This window comes from Acuticoccus sediminis, assembly GCF_003258595.1.
GTDB classification, from domain to species: Bacteria; Pseudomonadota; Alphaproteobacteria; order Rhizobiales; family Amorphaceae; genus Acuticoccus; species Acuticoccus sediminis.
This window is the reverse complement of record NZ_QHHQ01000001.1, coordinates 1,016,195-1,030,722: the sequence shown is the minus strand read 5'-3', so window position 1 is coordinate 1,030,722 and position 14,528 is coordinate 1,016,195. Positions and strand designations below refer to the sequence as shown.

Genomic DNA, 14,528 nt, shown 5'->3' with positions numbered 1-14,528 from the left:
GTGTGCGCGCCGATCATCATGCAGTTAACGCCGATCTGCCGTCACGTCGAATGTCACCTCGACCGCGGGGGATATCGTTCCCCCCTTGGGATCGCTCTGCCTGCCGACGTCCCAGCCGAGCCGCTCGAGCGTGGTTTTGCCATGCGCCACCGCGGTGTCGCCGTCGATCTCGAGCGTGAAGTCGAGCGTGGCCGGGCGCTCGATGGTCTTCAGGCGCAGCACGCCCTCGGCGACATAGGCCCCCTCCCCGGTCCGGCGGATCGTCTCGGAGGTGAAGGTCGCCTGCGGATTGGCGCTCACGCCGAGGCCGTCGCCGCCTTTGACCTGGCCGATTGCGATCGTTCCGCTGGTGATCGCGACGCTGTCGAGGTCGACGGTCACGCTGACCGTCGAGGCGTCGAGGTTGTCCGGGTCGAACGCGATCCGGGCGTCGAAGCTGCCGAACCGGGCGGCGATCTCCGCCGACTGGTAGCCGAAGGTGAAGGCGAGCGCGCTCTCCTGCGGCCGAACGGCCCACTCGGGCACCGACGCGGCGGGAGCGTCCGGGGACGTGGCGCCGGCGACGGCGGCGAGCTGGGTCGCCTCGGCCTCCTCCGCGGCGTCCGCCGCGACGCCGGCGGGCGCGGGCTCCACGGCCGTCGTGCGGTCGGTGACGGCCCCGGCCGCCGCGGGTTCAGCGTCGTCGCTGGCAGCGGCGGTCTCGGCAGCCGCCGGAGCGGCGTCGGCGGCGGCCAGTTCGGTGGCTTCGGCCTCCGACGCGTCCATGGCGGCGGTCGCGAACGTCTCCGCCACATCAGCGTCCCGGGCCGGCGCAGTCTCGGCCGTGCCCGGCGAGACGGCGGCCTTGTCGGCGTCCGGCTCGTACCGCGCGAAGCCTGCGCTCCCGATGATTCCGGCGCCGATCAGGGCCGTCGCCAGCACCGTCGTCGCGTGGCCGTAGGCCTTCCGGGGACCCGCACCGCGGGCGAGGAGCGACATGCGCCGGATGTACTGCCCGTCGTCGAGCTGATGTTTCACCGCGCCGGCGATGTGGAGCAGGACCAGCGCGCCCATCGCGTACGCGAGAATTTCGTGGGTCTCGCCGGCGATGTCCTCGAGCCCCGTCCGCGCGTCGGCCGAGAGGCCCGCGAGGCCGGGAAGGTGCGGCCACGGCAGCCAGTTCTGGAAATAGAGGATCGTGTCGATCTGGACCGGAGAGACCGTGATCACGATCCAGCCCGTCAGCGGGATCACGATCAGCAGGAGGTAGAAGACCTTGTGCACCAGCCCGGCGACGAGGCGCTCCACCCGCGTCACGCTCTCCGGTTCGGCCGGCGGCGGGTTGAAGAACCGCCACGTGATGCGCGCGACCGTCAGCAGCAGCACCGTGGCCCCGAGGCTCTTGTGGAGCTGGAAGAGCGTGTACTGGGTCGGCGAACCAGGCGCAACGAGTGCGCCCATCGCATAGCCGCTGGCAATCTGCAGGATCACCAGGAGCGCGATCGACCAGTGGAGGAGGATCGCGCCGGTGGTGTAGCGCGAGGGGCGGAACGGGCGGTCTGTGGGGGTGGTCGGCACGGGGTCACTCTCCGACAACTGCCGCGGCCGATACAACCCGGCACGCGCGGCTCGGTTGGGAACAGCACGGTTGGGAGCACAGGGCACGCGGGCCGGCCCGCCATGCCTCCCGGCAGGGACGCCGCGAATCCGGTCTGGCCGGACCCGCGGCGTTCGGCGGCTTACTGGGCCGATTACTGGGCCGGGAGGAACTCGGCCTGGATCTCGAGCGAGACCTCGTCCGATACGGGGCCGAGCAGACCCTCGTTGCCGTACTCGGAGCGCAGCAGCGTGCCGGTGGCGGAGATGCCGAAGGCGGGCATGCCGGCCATCGGGTGCTCGCCGGCCTGGTTCAGCGTGGTGTGCAGCGTCAGCGGGTGGGTCTGGCCGGCGATCGTCAGGTCACCGGTGATCTCGGCGGTGTTGTCGCCGGTCACCTCGATGCTGGTCGACGTGAAGGTGACCTCGGGGAACTCGACCGTGTTCATGAACATCGGCGAGGCGATCTCGGCGTCAAAGTCCTTGTCGCCCGGGTGAAGGGTGCGGACCTGGTCGCCGGCGAGGGTCACGGTCAGCTTCGACTTCGACACGTCCTCGGCGTCGAGCTCGACCGTGGCGCTGATGCCCTCGCGGGCGAACATGCCGGTGTAGGTCGAGAAGCCGAGGTGGGTGACCTTCCAGACGATGGAGGAGTGGGTCGGGTCGTTCTTGTACGTGCCCGACGGAATGTCGAGCGACTGGGCCGACGCCGGCAGGACGGGCAGGACAAGAGCCAGCGACGTGGCGGCGGCGGCAAGCATGAGGCGCATGAGTGTCTCCAAAAGGGAACCGGTCGCAAAGCGCCGCGCGGCACAGTGCGGGTGATTGACGATCAAGAGTCACAGACGGGAGCGAGCCGCGTCCGATCGTGCCCACACCTAAGCACCTGAGATTTTCGATGAAGAGGGCACCGAAAAGTGACTCGCGTCCCGCCGAGGTAACGTTCGCGGCGTTCCTGCCGATCGCCTGCAAACAAATTTGCGTTCGTCCTCCAGATCGGGCAGACGTCCGCACCGATCGAGGATCCCGCAACAAGGGTGGGCGCCCATGGCCGACACGATCGAGGCCGCCGGCCTCGCGATCCATCCCGGACTGCTGTCGCCCGCCGAACAGCGCGCGCTGCTGTCCGACATCGCCGCGGTCATCCGCAAGGCGCCGCTGTTCCGGCCGACGATGCCCCGGACCGGCAAGCCGTTCTCCGTCATGATGACGAACTGCGGGCCGCTCGGCTGGGTGTCCGACAAGACCGGCTACCGCTACCAGCCGCGTCACCCGGAGACCGGCAAGCCCTGGCCGCCGATGCCGGACCGCCTCGTCGCCCTGTGGCGCTCGCTCGGCGCGCCCGCGGAACCGGAAGCCTGCCTCGTCAACATGTACGACGAAGGGGCCAAGCTCGGCATGCATCAGGACAGCGACGAAAGGACCTACGACGCGCCCGTCGTCTCCGTTTCGCTGGGCGATACCGCGGTGTTCCGGATGGGCGGGACCACGCGGCGCGGGCCGACGCGCTCGGTGCGCCTCTCCTCCGGTGACGTCGTCGTGTTCGGCGGGGAGTCGCGGCTGATGTACCATGGCATCGACCGCGTGCTGTCGGGCTCCTCCCGGCTGATCGACGGCGGCGGCCGCATCAATCTCACGCTGAGACGGGTCACCCCATGGTCCGACGCGCCCTCGCTGTAGCGTCTGTCGTCCTCGCCGCCCTCTCCGCCCCCGCGGCAGGACCGGCCGCGGCAGATGCGCCCACCATCGTCGCCGCCATTCCCGTGCGAACCGGCGACACCTGGCGTTTCGACGTCACCGTGCGCCACGACGACGAGGGCTGGGACCACTACGTGAAGACGTTCGTGGTCGCGACCGAGGACGGGCGCACGCTCGGCACGCGCACCATCTTCCACCCCCACGTCAACGAGCAGCCGTTCACGCGCAGCCTGACCGGCATCACGATCCCCGACGACGTCGATGAGGTGAAGGTCTACGCCGTCGACAGCGAGCATGGGCCCGGCCCGGCGATCGCGATCCCGGTGCGCTAGCCGTTGCCGGCGATGAGCGCGGGGAAGGCGACCATGTTGACGATGACGTGGCCGACGATCCCCCAGCCGATCCCCCCGGTCCAGAACGCCGCCAGCGCCCAGACCGAGCCGAACATGAAGGTGCCGAATACGACCGACGCGGCGCTCTCGCTGAAGGTGATCCCGGTCGCCATCATCATCGGCACATGCCACAGCGCGAAGAGCCAGACGCCGACGGCCTGGATCAGCGGATTGCGCCGTGCCACCGAAAGATAGGCCCCGCGCCAGGCGAACTCCTCCAGCGGCGCGTTGATGAACGCGAGCAGCGCGCCGATGGCCATCGTCTCCAGCGGGATCTCGGCGAAACCCTTGGCGAGGCCGTAGGCGACGAATGACAGGGCCTGCACGAGGACGAGCACCGGCGCCCAGACGGCCCGCTTCACCTTGAACGAGATGCCGAGGCGGAACGCGCCGGACGCCAGCCCGACCGGGATGCAGTAGAACAGCCAGTAGAGGGCGAGGACCGCGAGGTAGCCTTCAAGACCCCCGGGCCACCACCCGGTCAGGACCAGGACCGCGACGAGCGCTGCCGGAATCAGCGCGACGCCGCAGGCGATGAGGCGGCCGGACGTCATGTCAGGCCGAGCGCCTCCTGATGACCGCCAGCGGCTGCTGCCGGAACGCGGCGTCCCAGAAGGCGCACTCGATCTGGACCGCCGCGAGGTAGCTCGCCATCATCTCCTCCCGCACCGGGTCGCTCGCCCTGGCGGCAGCGGCGTCGACCGCCGCCAGCATCTCGGCGATCGAGGACTGGTAGAGCGGGCTGGAGTAGGTGTCGATCCAGACCTGATACGGATTGTCCGCGACGGGCCGGCGGCCGAGATCGCGCCCCAGCTCGGCGTAGAGCCAGAGCGAGGGGAGGATGGTCGCCATCAGCACCTCGTTCGACTCGGCGTCGGCGGCGGCGATAATGAACGAGACGTAGTGGGTGCATGCCGGAGCGATCGGCGTCTGCGCGAAGGTGTTGGAATCGATGGCCCAGTGCCGGAAGACGTGTCCCTGCAGGGCGTGCTCGGCATTCATCACCTTGGCGGCCGCGTCGGTGAACTGCACCAGGGTCGGGCGTCGCGGCATCTTGGCCGCGGCAATCGCCAGCGCACGGTCGAGACCGGCGATGAAGTGCGCGTCCTGGACCAGATAGTGCTCGAACGTCGGGCGATCGAGCGAGCCGTCGGCAAGCTCGGTGATGAACTCCGTCTCGCGGATCGCGGCGAAGGCCGCCTCCGTCCGGACCCAGGCGTTGGCTGTAAAGTTCATCGATCCTCACTGGCGACCCGCGTCGTCGCCAAGGCGGCCTGATTCAGTAAATGACGGAAGATATATTAGTCGGAATGTCCCGCAAAGCGGCAAACCGGGCGTCGAAACCGACAAATTTTGGACCACTTGGGCAATAATCGGAAATTCAACAGGTATTACATCATACCTAAACCAGAAATCCCGCGGCCGCCAGACGCCTCGCCATCACCGACGCATCGTCGTCGGGCTCGATCCGCACCCCGGCGCGGCCCGAGAAGCCCCGGATCTGGTCCATGCCCATGGCGAACGGCCCGGACCGGCGCTTGATGACACCGATCCGCTGATCCTCGCGGGCGACAAGGCCGATGACGTGGACGGCGGAGCCTTCGGCCGCAAGGATCGTCTCGGCGGCATTGTAGGCCGCGATCTGCTCGGCGAATGTCATCGTCTCGGGGTGGACGATGCGGAAGCCGTGCGCCCCGAGCAGCGCCTCGAGCGCCGCCTCACCGGGGATGTCGCCGATCAGCCCGCGCGACACGTAGAGCCGCCTGGCACCCGCCGCGGCGGGGTCGCGCAGCCGGGCATGGACGAAGCGGTGGAACCGGGGGTGCCCGGCGCGCAGGTGGAAGCCGAAGAGCTGGCTCGGCACGACGAGCTCCTCGAACACCTCCGGCCGGCCCACGGAGCGGACCGGCAGCGTCAGGCCGAGCGCGGCGAGGACGTCGCTCGCGAAGTCGTCGAGCGGCGTGCGCCCGGGGCCGTGCGCGACGATGAAGACGAGGGACCGGACGTCCCCGGCAAGCTCGTCCGCCGCCCACAGCCGCCCGAGGCTCTCGATCAGGAAGTGGCCGAAGTGCGGGCCGAGGAGGCCGCAGAAGAGGTGCCGGCCCGGGACGGCGGCCTCCGTGGCGCGCCGCGCCTGCGGCAGCGGGTCCGGCGCGACGTTGTCCTTGGAGATGTTGCAGGCGCGGTGCAGGCCGAGGGGACAGAGCGCCCCGTCGGCCGCGTAGACGCCGCTGTCCTGGATGTCGACGCCCTCGGGGCTCCTCGACGTCCTGGCGATGCCGGTCACCGTCGCGTTGCGGAGCGTCTCGACGACGGGCGTCCGTACCGGCTCCGGCCGGCGGCTCTGATAATCGAGGTAGGCCTGATGCTGGGCGGCGGGATCAGGTGGGGGCACGGGCGGTGGTCGGTCGCTGCGGCGGGGCTGGCGGATGCCGGCCCGGGCGTCGCACACACCCGCCCGGCAGGCGGCTCAGGCGTGAGTGCCCTCGTGAGCCTCGGCCCGCTTGTTGTACTGGATCGACGACCACAGCGCCAGAATGATGAACGAGGCGCCGAGCAGGCCGGTGATGAACTCCGGCACGTGCACCATCGACTGCGCGTACATGATCACCGACAGCACCAGGATCGAGTAGAACGCGCCGTGCTCCAGGTAGCGGAACTGGGCGAGGGTGCCGCGCTCGACGAGCATGATCGTCATGGAGCGCACGTAGAGGGCGCCGATGCCGAGGCCGATGGCGATCAGGAAGAGGTTCTGCGTCAGTGCGAAGGCACCGACGACGCCGTCGAACGAGAACGAGGCGTCGAGAACCTCGAGGTAGAGGAAGGCGCCGATGCCGCCGCGCACCACGGCGCCCTGCACCTGGCTGGTGGCGTCGAGCACGCGGCCGAGGATGTCGACCGCCGAAAAGGTGACGAGGCCGCACACGGCGCTGAAGAGGAACGTCATCTCGTCCACTTCCGGCTGCGCCTCGGAGATGACGAGGGCGAGGAGCAGGACGAACGCCATCTCGAGGCCGCGGATCGACGCGCAGCGGCGCAGCCGGTGCTCGACCGCATGCACCCAGTCGACCTCCTTCTCCTCGTCGATGAAGTAGGTGAGCGCGACCATCATCAGGAAGGTGCCGCCGAACGCGGCGATCGCGAGGTGCGCGTCGTTCATGATGGCTGCGTATTCAGCCGGCTTGCTGGCCGCGAGGACGATCGCCTCGATCGGGCCGATGTGCGCGGCGATGGCCACCACCGCCAGCGGGAAGATCACGCGCATGCCGAAGACGGCGATGACGATGCCCCAGGTCAGGAAGCGGTGCTGCCACTTGGGGTCCATCGACTTCAGCTTGTTGGCATTGACGATGGCGTTGTCGAACGAGAGCGAGATTTCGAGAGCCGCGAGGACGATACCGATGGCGAGGAAGGACAGACCACCCGACAGCGTGCCCGTGGACGCATACCCGACCGCGAAAGCGAGAATGAGCCCGAGGATAGTCAGCCCGAGGGGCCAGCCGAAATATCGCACTGTCGCGGTCATTGAGGTATCCTAAACGAGCGCGTGGCCGCGCCCCCGAAAGCCGACCCAAGCGTGCCGGCGGCGAATTCCGTCCAGCCGCGAGCCGGCGGTGGAAGAACCGCACCTTTCGGCCCGGCCCTCTGCCCAGATAGAGTTCCCTCGCAGCCTTGTGAAGGATACGACCCGTTCGGAGCAGGGCTGCACCCGCATGTCTCCTCCCCCTGGCAAGCCTCGCAACAGCCCGAGAATGCTGGCGAAACCGTATGCAATCCGGCGCGGAACCGGGCCGAACGGTCGACTCGATAAATTACGGCACGATTAACCATCACCGCGTGTAATTCTGCCGCAGGACCGGCCGGATGCTGCAATCCGGGACGACGCACATCCCGAAATAGAAAGACGCAGGGGTATTCTCGCCCGGCGCGAGCGAACGGCGCCCGGCCATGCGGACACGCAGCTCCGGAGGCCGCACGGACGGGCACATCGCCGGACTGTCCGGCGCGGGGATGGGTGAGGAGTCGCTCGTGCGGCGCGGTCCCGCAGGGCGGGGGGCAGCGCGGAGTCCCGCCGGGACGGATCCGGGCAGGACCGCCGGTTCGTCTACTCGCCGGCGAGGCGTCCGCCTGACCTCGCCTGGTCGAGCGCCTGGGTGAGGTCGGCGATCAGGTCGTCCGCGTCCTCGAGGCCGACGGAGAGGCGCAGGAGGCCGTCGTCGATGCCGAGCGCGAGGCGTGCCTCGGGGGCGAGGTTCTTGTGCGTCGTCGTCGCCGGATGCGTCAGCAGGCTCTTGGCGTCGCCGAGGTTGTTGGACAGCTTGATCAGACGCAGCGCGTTGGAGACGCGGAAGGCCTCCTCCCGTCCGCCGGCGATCGAGAACGCCAGCAGGGTGGAGCCCCCGGTCATCTGCCGCCGCGCGAGCTCGGCCTGCGGGTGGTCGTCGCGCCCCGGGTAGATGACCCGCTTTACCGCATCGTGCGTCGCCAGCGCGTCGGCGAGCCTGGCGGCGGTCTCGGTCTGGGCCCGGATGCGCAGAGGCAGGGTCTCCAGCGACTTCAGGAGGACCCACGCGTTGAACGGGCTCATCGCCGGGCCGGTCTGGCGCAGGATGATGTCGAGGTTGTCCTTGATCCATTCCTCGCGGCCGAGGATCGCCCCGCCGAGACAGCGCCCCTGCCCGTCGATGTGCTTGGTCGCCGAATAGACGACGAGGTCCGCGCCGAGCTTCAGCGGGCTCTGCCACAGCGCCGTCGCGAACACGTTGTCGACGACGACCAGCGCCTCGGGCGCCCTGGCGTCACGGATCCCGGCGACGCCCGCGATGTCAACGAGGGCCAGCGTCGGGTTGGTCGGGCTCTCCATGAAGAAGGCCTTGGTGTTGGGCTTCACCGCCGCCTCCCAGGCGGCGAGGTCGGTCCCGTCGACCAGCGTCGCCTCGACGCCGAAGCGCGGCAGATAGGTCTCGACCACGTAGCGGCAGCCGCCGAACAGCGCCGCCGCGGCGACGATATGGTCGCCCGCCTTCAGCGCGGCCGTCAGCGCGGCGGTCACCGCCGACATGCCGGACGACGTCGCGCGGCAGGCCTCGGCGCCCTCGAGCGCGGCCATGCGGCTCTCGAACATCGCGACCGTCGGGTTGCCGTAGCGCGAATAGACGAACCCCTCCGCCTCGCCGGCGAAGCGGGCGGCCGCCTCCTCCGCCGTCTTGTAGACGAAGCCCTGGGTCAGAAACATCGCCTCGGAGGTCTCGCCGAACTGGGAGCGCATCCCGCCCTCGTGCACGAGGCGCGTGGCCAAAGCCCAATCGTCAGACATCAGTCCCTCCAGAACACCGGCGTGAACAAAATCAATACGGTCATGATCTCGAGCCGGCCGAGGATCATGACGAATGACAGGAGCCACAGCTCGAACTCGCCCAGCGGAGCGAAGTTACCGGCCGGACCGATCGTCTCTCCCAGACCCGGCCCCACGTTTGTGAGCGCGGTCAGCGCACCGGTCAACGCGGTGATGAAGTCTTGGCCGGCGAGCGAGAGTGCAAGGATCGCTAAACCATATACCAGAAAGAATGCAATACAGTAGATAATCACCGAGTCGTACACGTCCTGCTCGATGATCCGGTCGCCGAAGCGTAGCGGCTGCATGGCGTGCGGATAAACGAGGCGCGTGAACGCCCGCCGCAACGCCTGAAACACGATGATGAAACGATATACTTTGATGCCGCCCGTCGTGGAACCCGACGCGCCGCCGATGAACGTCAGGATGAAGAAGATGCCATACGCGAACGGGCCCCACACGGCATAGTCGTCCGAGGCATAGCCGGTCGTCGTCACGACCGAGACGACGTTGAACGCCGCCTGGGTGAGCGCGTCGCCGACGTTGATGTTGCGCGTCTGGTCCAGCCAGATCGTCAGCGCGATCGTCACCGTCACCACGCCGGTGATGAAGGTGCGCACCTGCCAGTCCTTCCAGATGTTGCCGATGCGCCCGCGCACCAGCACCTCGACGTAGAGGACGAAGGGCAGCGCGCCCAGCACCATGAAGAACACCGCCGCCCACAGGAGCTGCGAGTTCTGGAAGAAGCCGAACGACCGGTCGTGGTTGGAGAAGCCGCCGGTCGAGATCGTCGTCATCGCGTGGCAGATCGCGTCGAACACGCTCATGCCGAGGGCGGCGTAGACGATCGCGCAGGCGAGCGAGATCAGGAAGTAGATGAAGCACAGCGCCCGCGTCACCGAGACGAGCCGCGGCAGCGCCTTGTCGGAGCGGTCCGAGCTCTCCGTGCGGAACACCTGCATGCCGCCGATCCTGAGGAACGGGAACAGGAAGAGGCCGATGGCGACGATGCCGATGCCGCCGAGCCACTGCGTCATCGCCCGCCAGAGCAGGAACGAGCGCTGCAGGGCGTCGAGCTCGGACAAGACCGTGGCGCCGGTGGTGGTCAGGCCGCTGACCGCCTCGAAGAAGCCGCCCGCCGGGGTGATCGGCAGCGAGGACAGCCAGAACGGCACCGCCGCGACGACGCTGGTCGTGCCCCAGATGACGCTGGTGAGCAGGAAGCCGAAGCGCGGCGTGAAGTTCGGCATCGGCTCGCGCAGCGACACCACGCCCAGCACCGACACGCAGAAGACACCGCCCGCGGAGACGGCGAACACGCTCCACGTCGGCTCGCCGTCAGCGAGGTCGACGAGCGCCGGAATCACCATGGCGAGCGCCAGGACGATGCCAAAATAGCTGGCGATATAAAGAGCCGGGCGCAGATGAAGCACCCCACGGGGGACGTGATGATATCGCCGCTCGTTCCGTCCGCTCAGCTGCGCCACATGCGGCCCTGCCTCTCTCTCGCGTCACGGGGGGTCGGGTTCGTGCCGATAGACCAAGGGACTGGCGGTTAAAAGCCGGCACAGTGTCCTCGACCAAATCGGCGACGGTCCGTGACCGAGAGGTCACAATGACTCCGGGCGACTGCGGGGTCACGATCGCGCTCCCGGGCCGCCGCATTGATGGGACAAATGCCCCTTCAATGACGTAAGTGTTCTATTGCAAAGGCGATCCGGAGCGAGAATCAGGAAGCGCAATGGAAGGCGAAGCGGCCCACACGGTCCCCTATCTCAAGGAAGCAACGATCTTCCTCGTCGCGGGCGGCATCATCGTTCCCATCCTGCAGCGCCTCGGGATCAACTCGATCCTCGGCTACCTGCTCGCCGGCATCGCGGTCGGCCCCTACGGGATCGTGCAGCTCGCCGACAGCGTGTCGGGCGTGCCGATCACCTTCTTCACGATCACCGACACGGAGGGCGTGCGGCAGATCGCCGAGCTCGGCGTCGTCTTCCTGCTGTTCCTCATCGGACTCGAGCTCTCCGCGCCGCGGCTGTGGGCCATGCGGCGCCTCGTCTTCGGGCTCGGCGGGCTGCAGGTGCTCGTCACCGCCATCGCGCTCACCTTCGCCGGGCAGGCGGCGGGGCTCGGGCTGGAGGCCGCCGTCGCGGTCGGCTCGGCGCTCGCCCTCTCCTCGACGGCGATCGTCGTGCAGCTCCTCATCAGCGCCGGCCGCCTCGCCTCGCCGTCCGGCCAGGTGATGTTCTCCATCCTCCTGATGCAGGACATCGCCGTCGTCCCCGTCCTCCTCGTGATCGGCTCGATGGCGGCGGAGGGCGAGTCCAGCATCGTGCTGCACCTCCTGACGAGCCTCGGCCTTGCGGCGGTGATGATCACGGCCATCCTGCTCGCCGGCCGGCGCGTGCTCGCCCCGGTGCTGCGCTTCACCGGCGCCAGGCAGGACCGCGACATGTTCACCGCGGCCGCCCTCCTCGTGATCCTGGTGACGGCCGAGGCGACGCAGATGGCGGGTCTGTCGATGGCGCTCGGCGCCTTCCTCGCCGGCCTCGTCTTCGCCGACACCGAGTTCTCGCACCAGCTCGAGGTGGAGATCGCGCCGTTCAAGGGGCTGCTGCTCGGTCTCTTCTTCCTCTCGGTCGGCATGACGATCGACCCGGGCATCGTCGTCGACCAGCCGCTCACCCTGCTCGCCATCATCGCCGCGGTGTCGGCCATCAAGGCGGTCATCATCACGGTCCTCGCGCTCCTCTTCCGCCAGCCCTTCTCGGTCGCGCTGGAGAGCGGGCTGATGCTGGCGCAGATCGGCGAGTTCTCGCTGGTCGGCCTCTCCCTCGCCTACGCGCTGGGGGTGGTACCGTCCGACGTGGCGCGGCTCCTCGTGGTGTCGGCGGGTGTCGCGATGGCGCTGACGACCGCCTCCTCCGGGCTGATCCAGCGGCTGACGGAGCGCTTCACGTCGAGCGCCCGCGAGGCCCCGGCGCCCGCGCACCTCGCCGCCGCTGCACCTGACAACCACGTCATCGTCGCGGGCTTCGGGCGCATCGGCCGGTCGATCGGCGCGCTCCTCGATGCCCGGCGCATCCCCTACGTGGCGCTGGAGATGAACGCGAAGGCCGTGTCGCACGCGCGCAAGAAGGACCTGCCGGTCTACTTCGGCGACGTGCGCCGGCTCGACGTCCTGAAGAACGCCCATATCGGCACGGCGCGCGCCATCGTCCTCACCATGGACAGTCCCGCCGCGAACGCCGACGTCGTCCGCCTCGTGCGCGAGGCGGGCCTGACGGTGCCGGTGATCGTTCGCGCCCGTGACACCTCGAACGCCTCCGAGCTCTACGCGATGGGCGCCGACGAGGTGGTCCTGGAAGCGTTCGAGGCGTCGCTGCAGATGGGCGAGGAGACGCTCGTCGCGCTCGGTTTCCCGCGCGACGCCGCGCACTCGATCATCGGCGACCAGCGCGAGGCCGGCCGCCGCGAGCTCGCCCAGGCCGCCGGCGCCCGCGAAACCGCCGAATAGAGCGCACCGGTCCGGGCGCTCCGGCCGGCTCAGGCGCCGGTCGCGGCGGCGAGCTCGCGGGCGAGCGCGTCCTCCGCCTTCGCCCGGTCCGCCAGCCAGGTAATGAATGGCCGCTCGCGCCCGCCGGAGCCTTCAGGGTTCAGCGCGACGTAGCGCATGCCGCTGGCGACGAAGCCGAAGGGGGCGACGAGGCGGCCGGCGGCAACGTCGTCGCGCACCAGCACCTCGGGGGCGATGGCGACACCCAGCCCCGCGGTCGCCGCCTCCAGCATGAAGTAGAAGTGCTCGTAGGTCCGCCCCTCCCCGGCCTCCGGCGGGGCGCGCCCGCGCACGCGCACCAGTCCGGCCAAGCCGCAAGCCGTGTCCGCGTATGAAGCCGCGGCAGGCCCGAGATGGCGGTGAACGACGCACCGGGCGCGGCATCCGGCGGGGCGATCTTCGGGCTCAGCACCGGTCCCACGAACTCGTCGAACAGCGGCGTGACGACAGCCCCGGGCCACGGTCCCGTCCCCACGCGCACCGCGGCGTCGAGGCGCTGGCGGCGGAAGTCCACCGGCATGTCGTCGGTGGTGAGGCGCACCTCGATGGCCGGGTGGGTGTCGTGAAAGTCGAACAGGCGGGGGATCAGCCAGCGCATCGAGAAGGTGCCGAGGCATGAGACGTCGAGCGTCTGCCGGTCGGGCTCGGTGATCCGCGTGACGGCGCTATCGATGAGGTCGAAGGCGCGCGTGAGGTCCGGATGGAGCTCGCGGCCCGCGGGGGTGAGCGTCAGATGGTTGCGCGGCCCCTCGAAGAGCGCCACGCCGAGGACGTCCTCCAGCGACCGGACCTGCCGGCTGACGGCGCCGTGGGTGACGCCCAGCTCGTCCGCCGCCAGTGTCATCTGGCCGAGCCGCGCGGTCGACTCGAAGGCGCGCAGGGCATTGAGCGGCAGGACGCCTCGCTTCATGTGCGGAAACCTCACATCGAGTTCGAGAAGATATCGTTATTCCGGGTGGTTATTATCGGCCATATCATCCCGATGACACACAAAATCACAGTGCCCGAGGTTCGGGCAAACCGCGTCCCGCCGGTCGCGGCCGCCGGCCCGCGCGCAAACCCCGACATGAGGGCCGCGCCTCGGGCCGACCGTCGGGCGCTCGCGGCGACGGTCGGGGCGGAATGATGGACACCGCCGTCTTCCTCGCCGTGCTCGCGGCCGCCCTCCTCCACGCCGGATGGAACTCGGTCATCAAGGTCGGGCTCGACCGCTACTCGTCGGTGCTGCTCCTGGCGCTGGCGCAGGGGGCGCTCGCGGTGCCGATCATGCCGTTCGTGCCGCTGCCGTCGGCGGACGCGATCCCCTGGATCGTCGCCGCCGCGCTGCTCCACTGCGGCTACCAGCTCTTCCTCGTCCAGGCGTACACCCACGCGGACCTCAGCCAGGCCTATCCGATGGCGCGCGGCACCGCCCCGCTGATCGTCACGCTGGTCTCCGCGATATGGCTCGGCGCGGCACCGACGATGCGGGAGCTGGCGGCGATCCTCGCGATCTCCGGCGGGGTGCTGGCGCTCTCGCTCGAACGGTCGGGCGGCAAGCCGATGAACCGGAAGGGGCTGTTTTACGCGCTCGGCACGGCGTGCTTCACCGCGTCCTACACGTTGCTCGACGGTCTCGGCGCGCGCGTCGCGGGGACGGCGTCGGGCTATATCCTCTGGATGATGGCGCTCAACGCGGTGCTGATGGCGGTGATCGCCGGCACGATGCGCGGGCGCGCCGCCTTCGCCCGGCTCCCGGCGGCGGGCCTCCCGGGGGTCGCGGCCGGCGCGATGTCGCTGGGGTCGTACTGGATCGCGGTGTGGGCGTTCACCCAGGCCCCCATCGCCCTCGTCGCCTCGCTGCGGGAGACGAGCATCCTCTTCGCCATCCTCATCGCCGCCACGGTGATGCGCGAGCCCGTCAGCCACAAGCGCTGGGCGGCGGCGGTCTTCATCGCCCTCGGCGTCGTGGTCGTCCGCCTCTGAAACCGCG

The 14,528-nt window shown here is 69.2% G+C and carries 13 protein-coding genes and 1 pseudogene; 4 read left to right on the top strand and 10 right to left on the bottom strand.

From position 1 onward, the window contains the following. Positions 1–24: 24 nt before the first annotated feature. Together DLJ53_RS04375 and DLJ53_RS04370 are read right to left on the bottom strand one after the other, a co-directional pair. Positions 25–1,557 (bottom strand): cytochrome b/b6 domain-containing protein, encoded by a 1,533-nt coding sequence (locus tag DLJ53_RS04375; protein ID WP_146619890.1) that lies wholly within the window; start codon positions 1,555–1,557, stop codon positions 25–27. A 173-nt stretch (positions 1,558–1,730) separates the two neighbouring features. Beyond that, complete coding sequence (locus tag DLJ53_RS04370) at positions 1,731–2,345, bottom strand: YceI family protein (protein ID WP_202912995.1); 615 nt, start codon at positions 2,343–2,345, stop codon at positions 1,731–1,733. A 277-nt stretch (positions 2,346–2,622) separates the two neighbouring features. Between DLJ53_RS04370 and DLJ53_RS04365 the strand changes: the two genes are divergently transcribed. Continuing rightward, on the top strand, positions 2,623–3,255 hold the full coding sequence (locus tag DLJ53_RS04365; protein WP_111342666.1) for an alpha-ketoglutarate-dependent dioxygenase AlkB family protein: 633 nt from the start codon (positions 2,623–2,625) through the stop codon (positions 3,253–3,255). Beyond that, positions 3,231–3,605 carry a hypothetical protein gene (locus DLJ53_RS04360; protein ID WP_111342664.1) on the top strand — a complete coding sequence of 125 codons (375 nt, stop codon included), beginning with the start codon at positions 3,231–3,233 and terminating at the stop codon, positions 3,603–3,605. Before DLJ53_RS04365 ends, DLJ53_RS04360 begins: the two co-directional genes overlap by 25 nt. Here the strand turns inward: DLJ53_RS04360 and DLJ53_RS04355 are convergent. The 6 genes from DLJ53_RS04355 to DLJ53_RS04330 all read right to left on the bottom strand — a co-directional run bounded on the left by DLJ53_RS04355 (position 3,602) and on the right by DLJ53_RS04330 (position 10,433). Then, positions 3,602–4,219, bottom strand: a complete 618-nt coding sequence (locus DLJ53_RS04355) for a CPBP family glutamic-type intramembrane protease (RefSeq protein WP_111342663.1) — start codon at positions 4,217–4,219, stop codon at positions 3,602–3,604. The genes DLJ53_RS04360 and DLJ53_RS04355 overlap by 4 nt on opposite strands. 1 nt (position 4,220) lies before the next feature. Further along, positions 4,221–4,901 (bottom strand): TenA family protein, encoded by a 681-nt coding sequence (locus tag DLJ53_RS04350; protein ID WP_111342661.1) that lies wholly within the window; start codon positions 4,899–4,901, stop codon positions 4,221–4,223. Between the two features lie 166 nt (positions 4,902–5,067). Beyond that, the gene (locus DLJ53_RS04345; protein WP_111342659.1) at positions 5,068–6,060 is read right to left on the bottom strand and encodes a glycosyltransferase family 61 protein; all 993 of its coding nucleotides are present in this window, start codon (positions 6,058–6,060) and stop codon (positions 5,068–5,070) included. A gap of 75 nt (positions 6,061–6,135) precedes the next feature. Then, positions 6,136–7,191, bottom strand: a complete 1,056-nt coding sequence (locus tag DLJ53_RS04340) for a DUF475 domain-containing protein (protein ID WP_111342658.1) — start codon at positions 7,189–7,191, stop codon at positions 6,136–6,138. 579 nt (positions 7,192–7,770) lie between these two features. Next, positions 7,771–8,982 (bottom strand): O-succinylhomoserine sulfhydrylase, encoded by a 1,212-nt coding sequence (gene metZ / locus DLJ53_RS04335; RefSeq protein ID WP_111342656.1) that lies wholly within the window; start codon positions 8,980–8,982, stop codon positions 7,771–7,773. Further along, complete coding sequence (locus DLJ53_RS04330; RefSeq protein WP_202912994.1) at positions 8,982–10,433, bottom strand: TrkH family potassium uptake protein; 1,452 nt, start codon at positions 10,431–10,433, stop codon at positions 8,982–8,984. Before DLJ53_RS04330 ends, metZ begins: the two co-directional genes overlap by 1 nt. 308 nt (positions 10,434–10,741) lie before the next feature. On the opposite strand from DLJ53_RS04330, the gene DLJ53_RS04325 reads away from it, so the two are divergent. Further along, positions 10,742–12,517 (top strand): cation:proton antiporter domain-containing protein, encoded by a 1,776-nt coding sequence (locus DLJ53_RS04325; RefSeq protein WP_111342655.1) that lies wholly within the window; start codon positions 10,742–10,744, stop codon positions 12,515–12,517. A 29-nt stretch (positions 12,518–12,546) separates the two neighbouring features. On the opposite strand, the gene DLJ53_RS35950 is transcribed toward DLJ53_RS04325, so the two are convergent. Next, positions 12,547–12,867, bottom strand: coding sequence for a LysR substrate-binding domain-containing protein (locus DLJ53_RS35950; protein WP_244935042.1), 321 nt, complete (start codon positions 12,865–12,867; stop codon positions 12,547–12,549). A 41-nt stretch (positions 12,868–12,908) separates the two neighbouring features. Then, positions 12,909–13,400: pseudogene (locus DLJ53_RS36350) on the bottom strand (LysR substrate-binding domain-containing protein); the annotation flags it as partial. Between the two features lie 278 nt (positions 13,401–13,678). On the opposite strand from DLJ53_RS36350, the gene DLJ53_RS04315 reads away from it, so the two are divergent. Further along, complete coding sequence (locus tag DLJ53_RS04315) at positions 13,679–14,521, top strand: EamA family transporter (protein WP_111342653.1); 843 nt, start codon at positions 13,679–13,681, stop codon at positions 14,519–14,521. Positions 14,522–14,528: the final 7 nt, after the last annotated feature.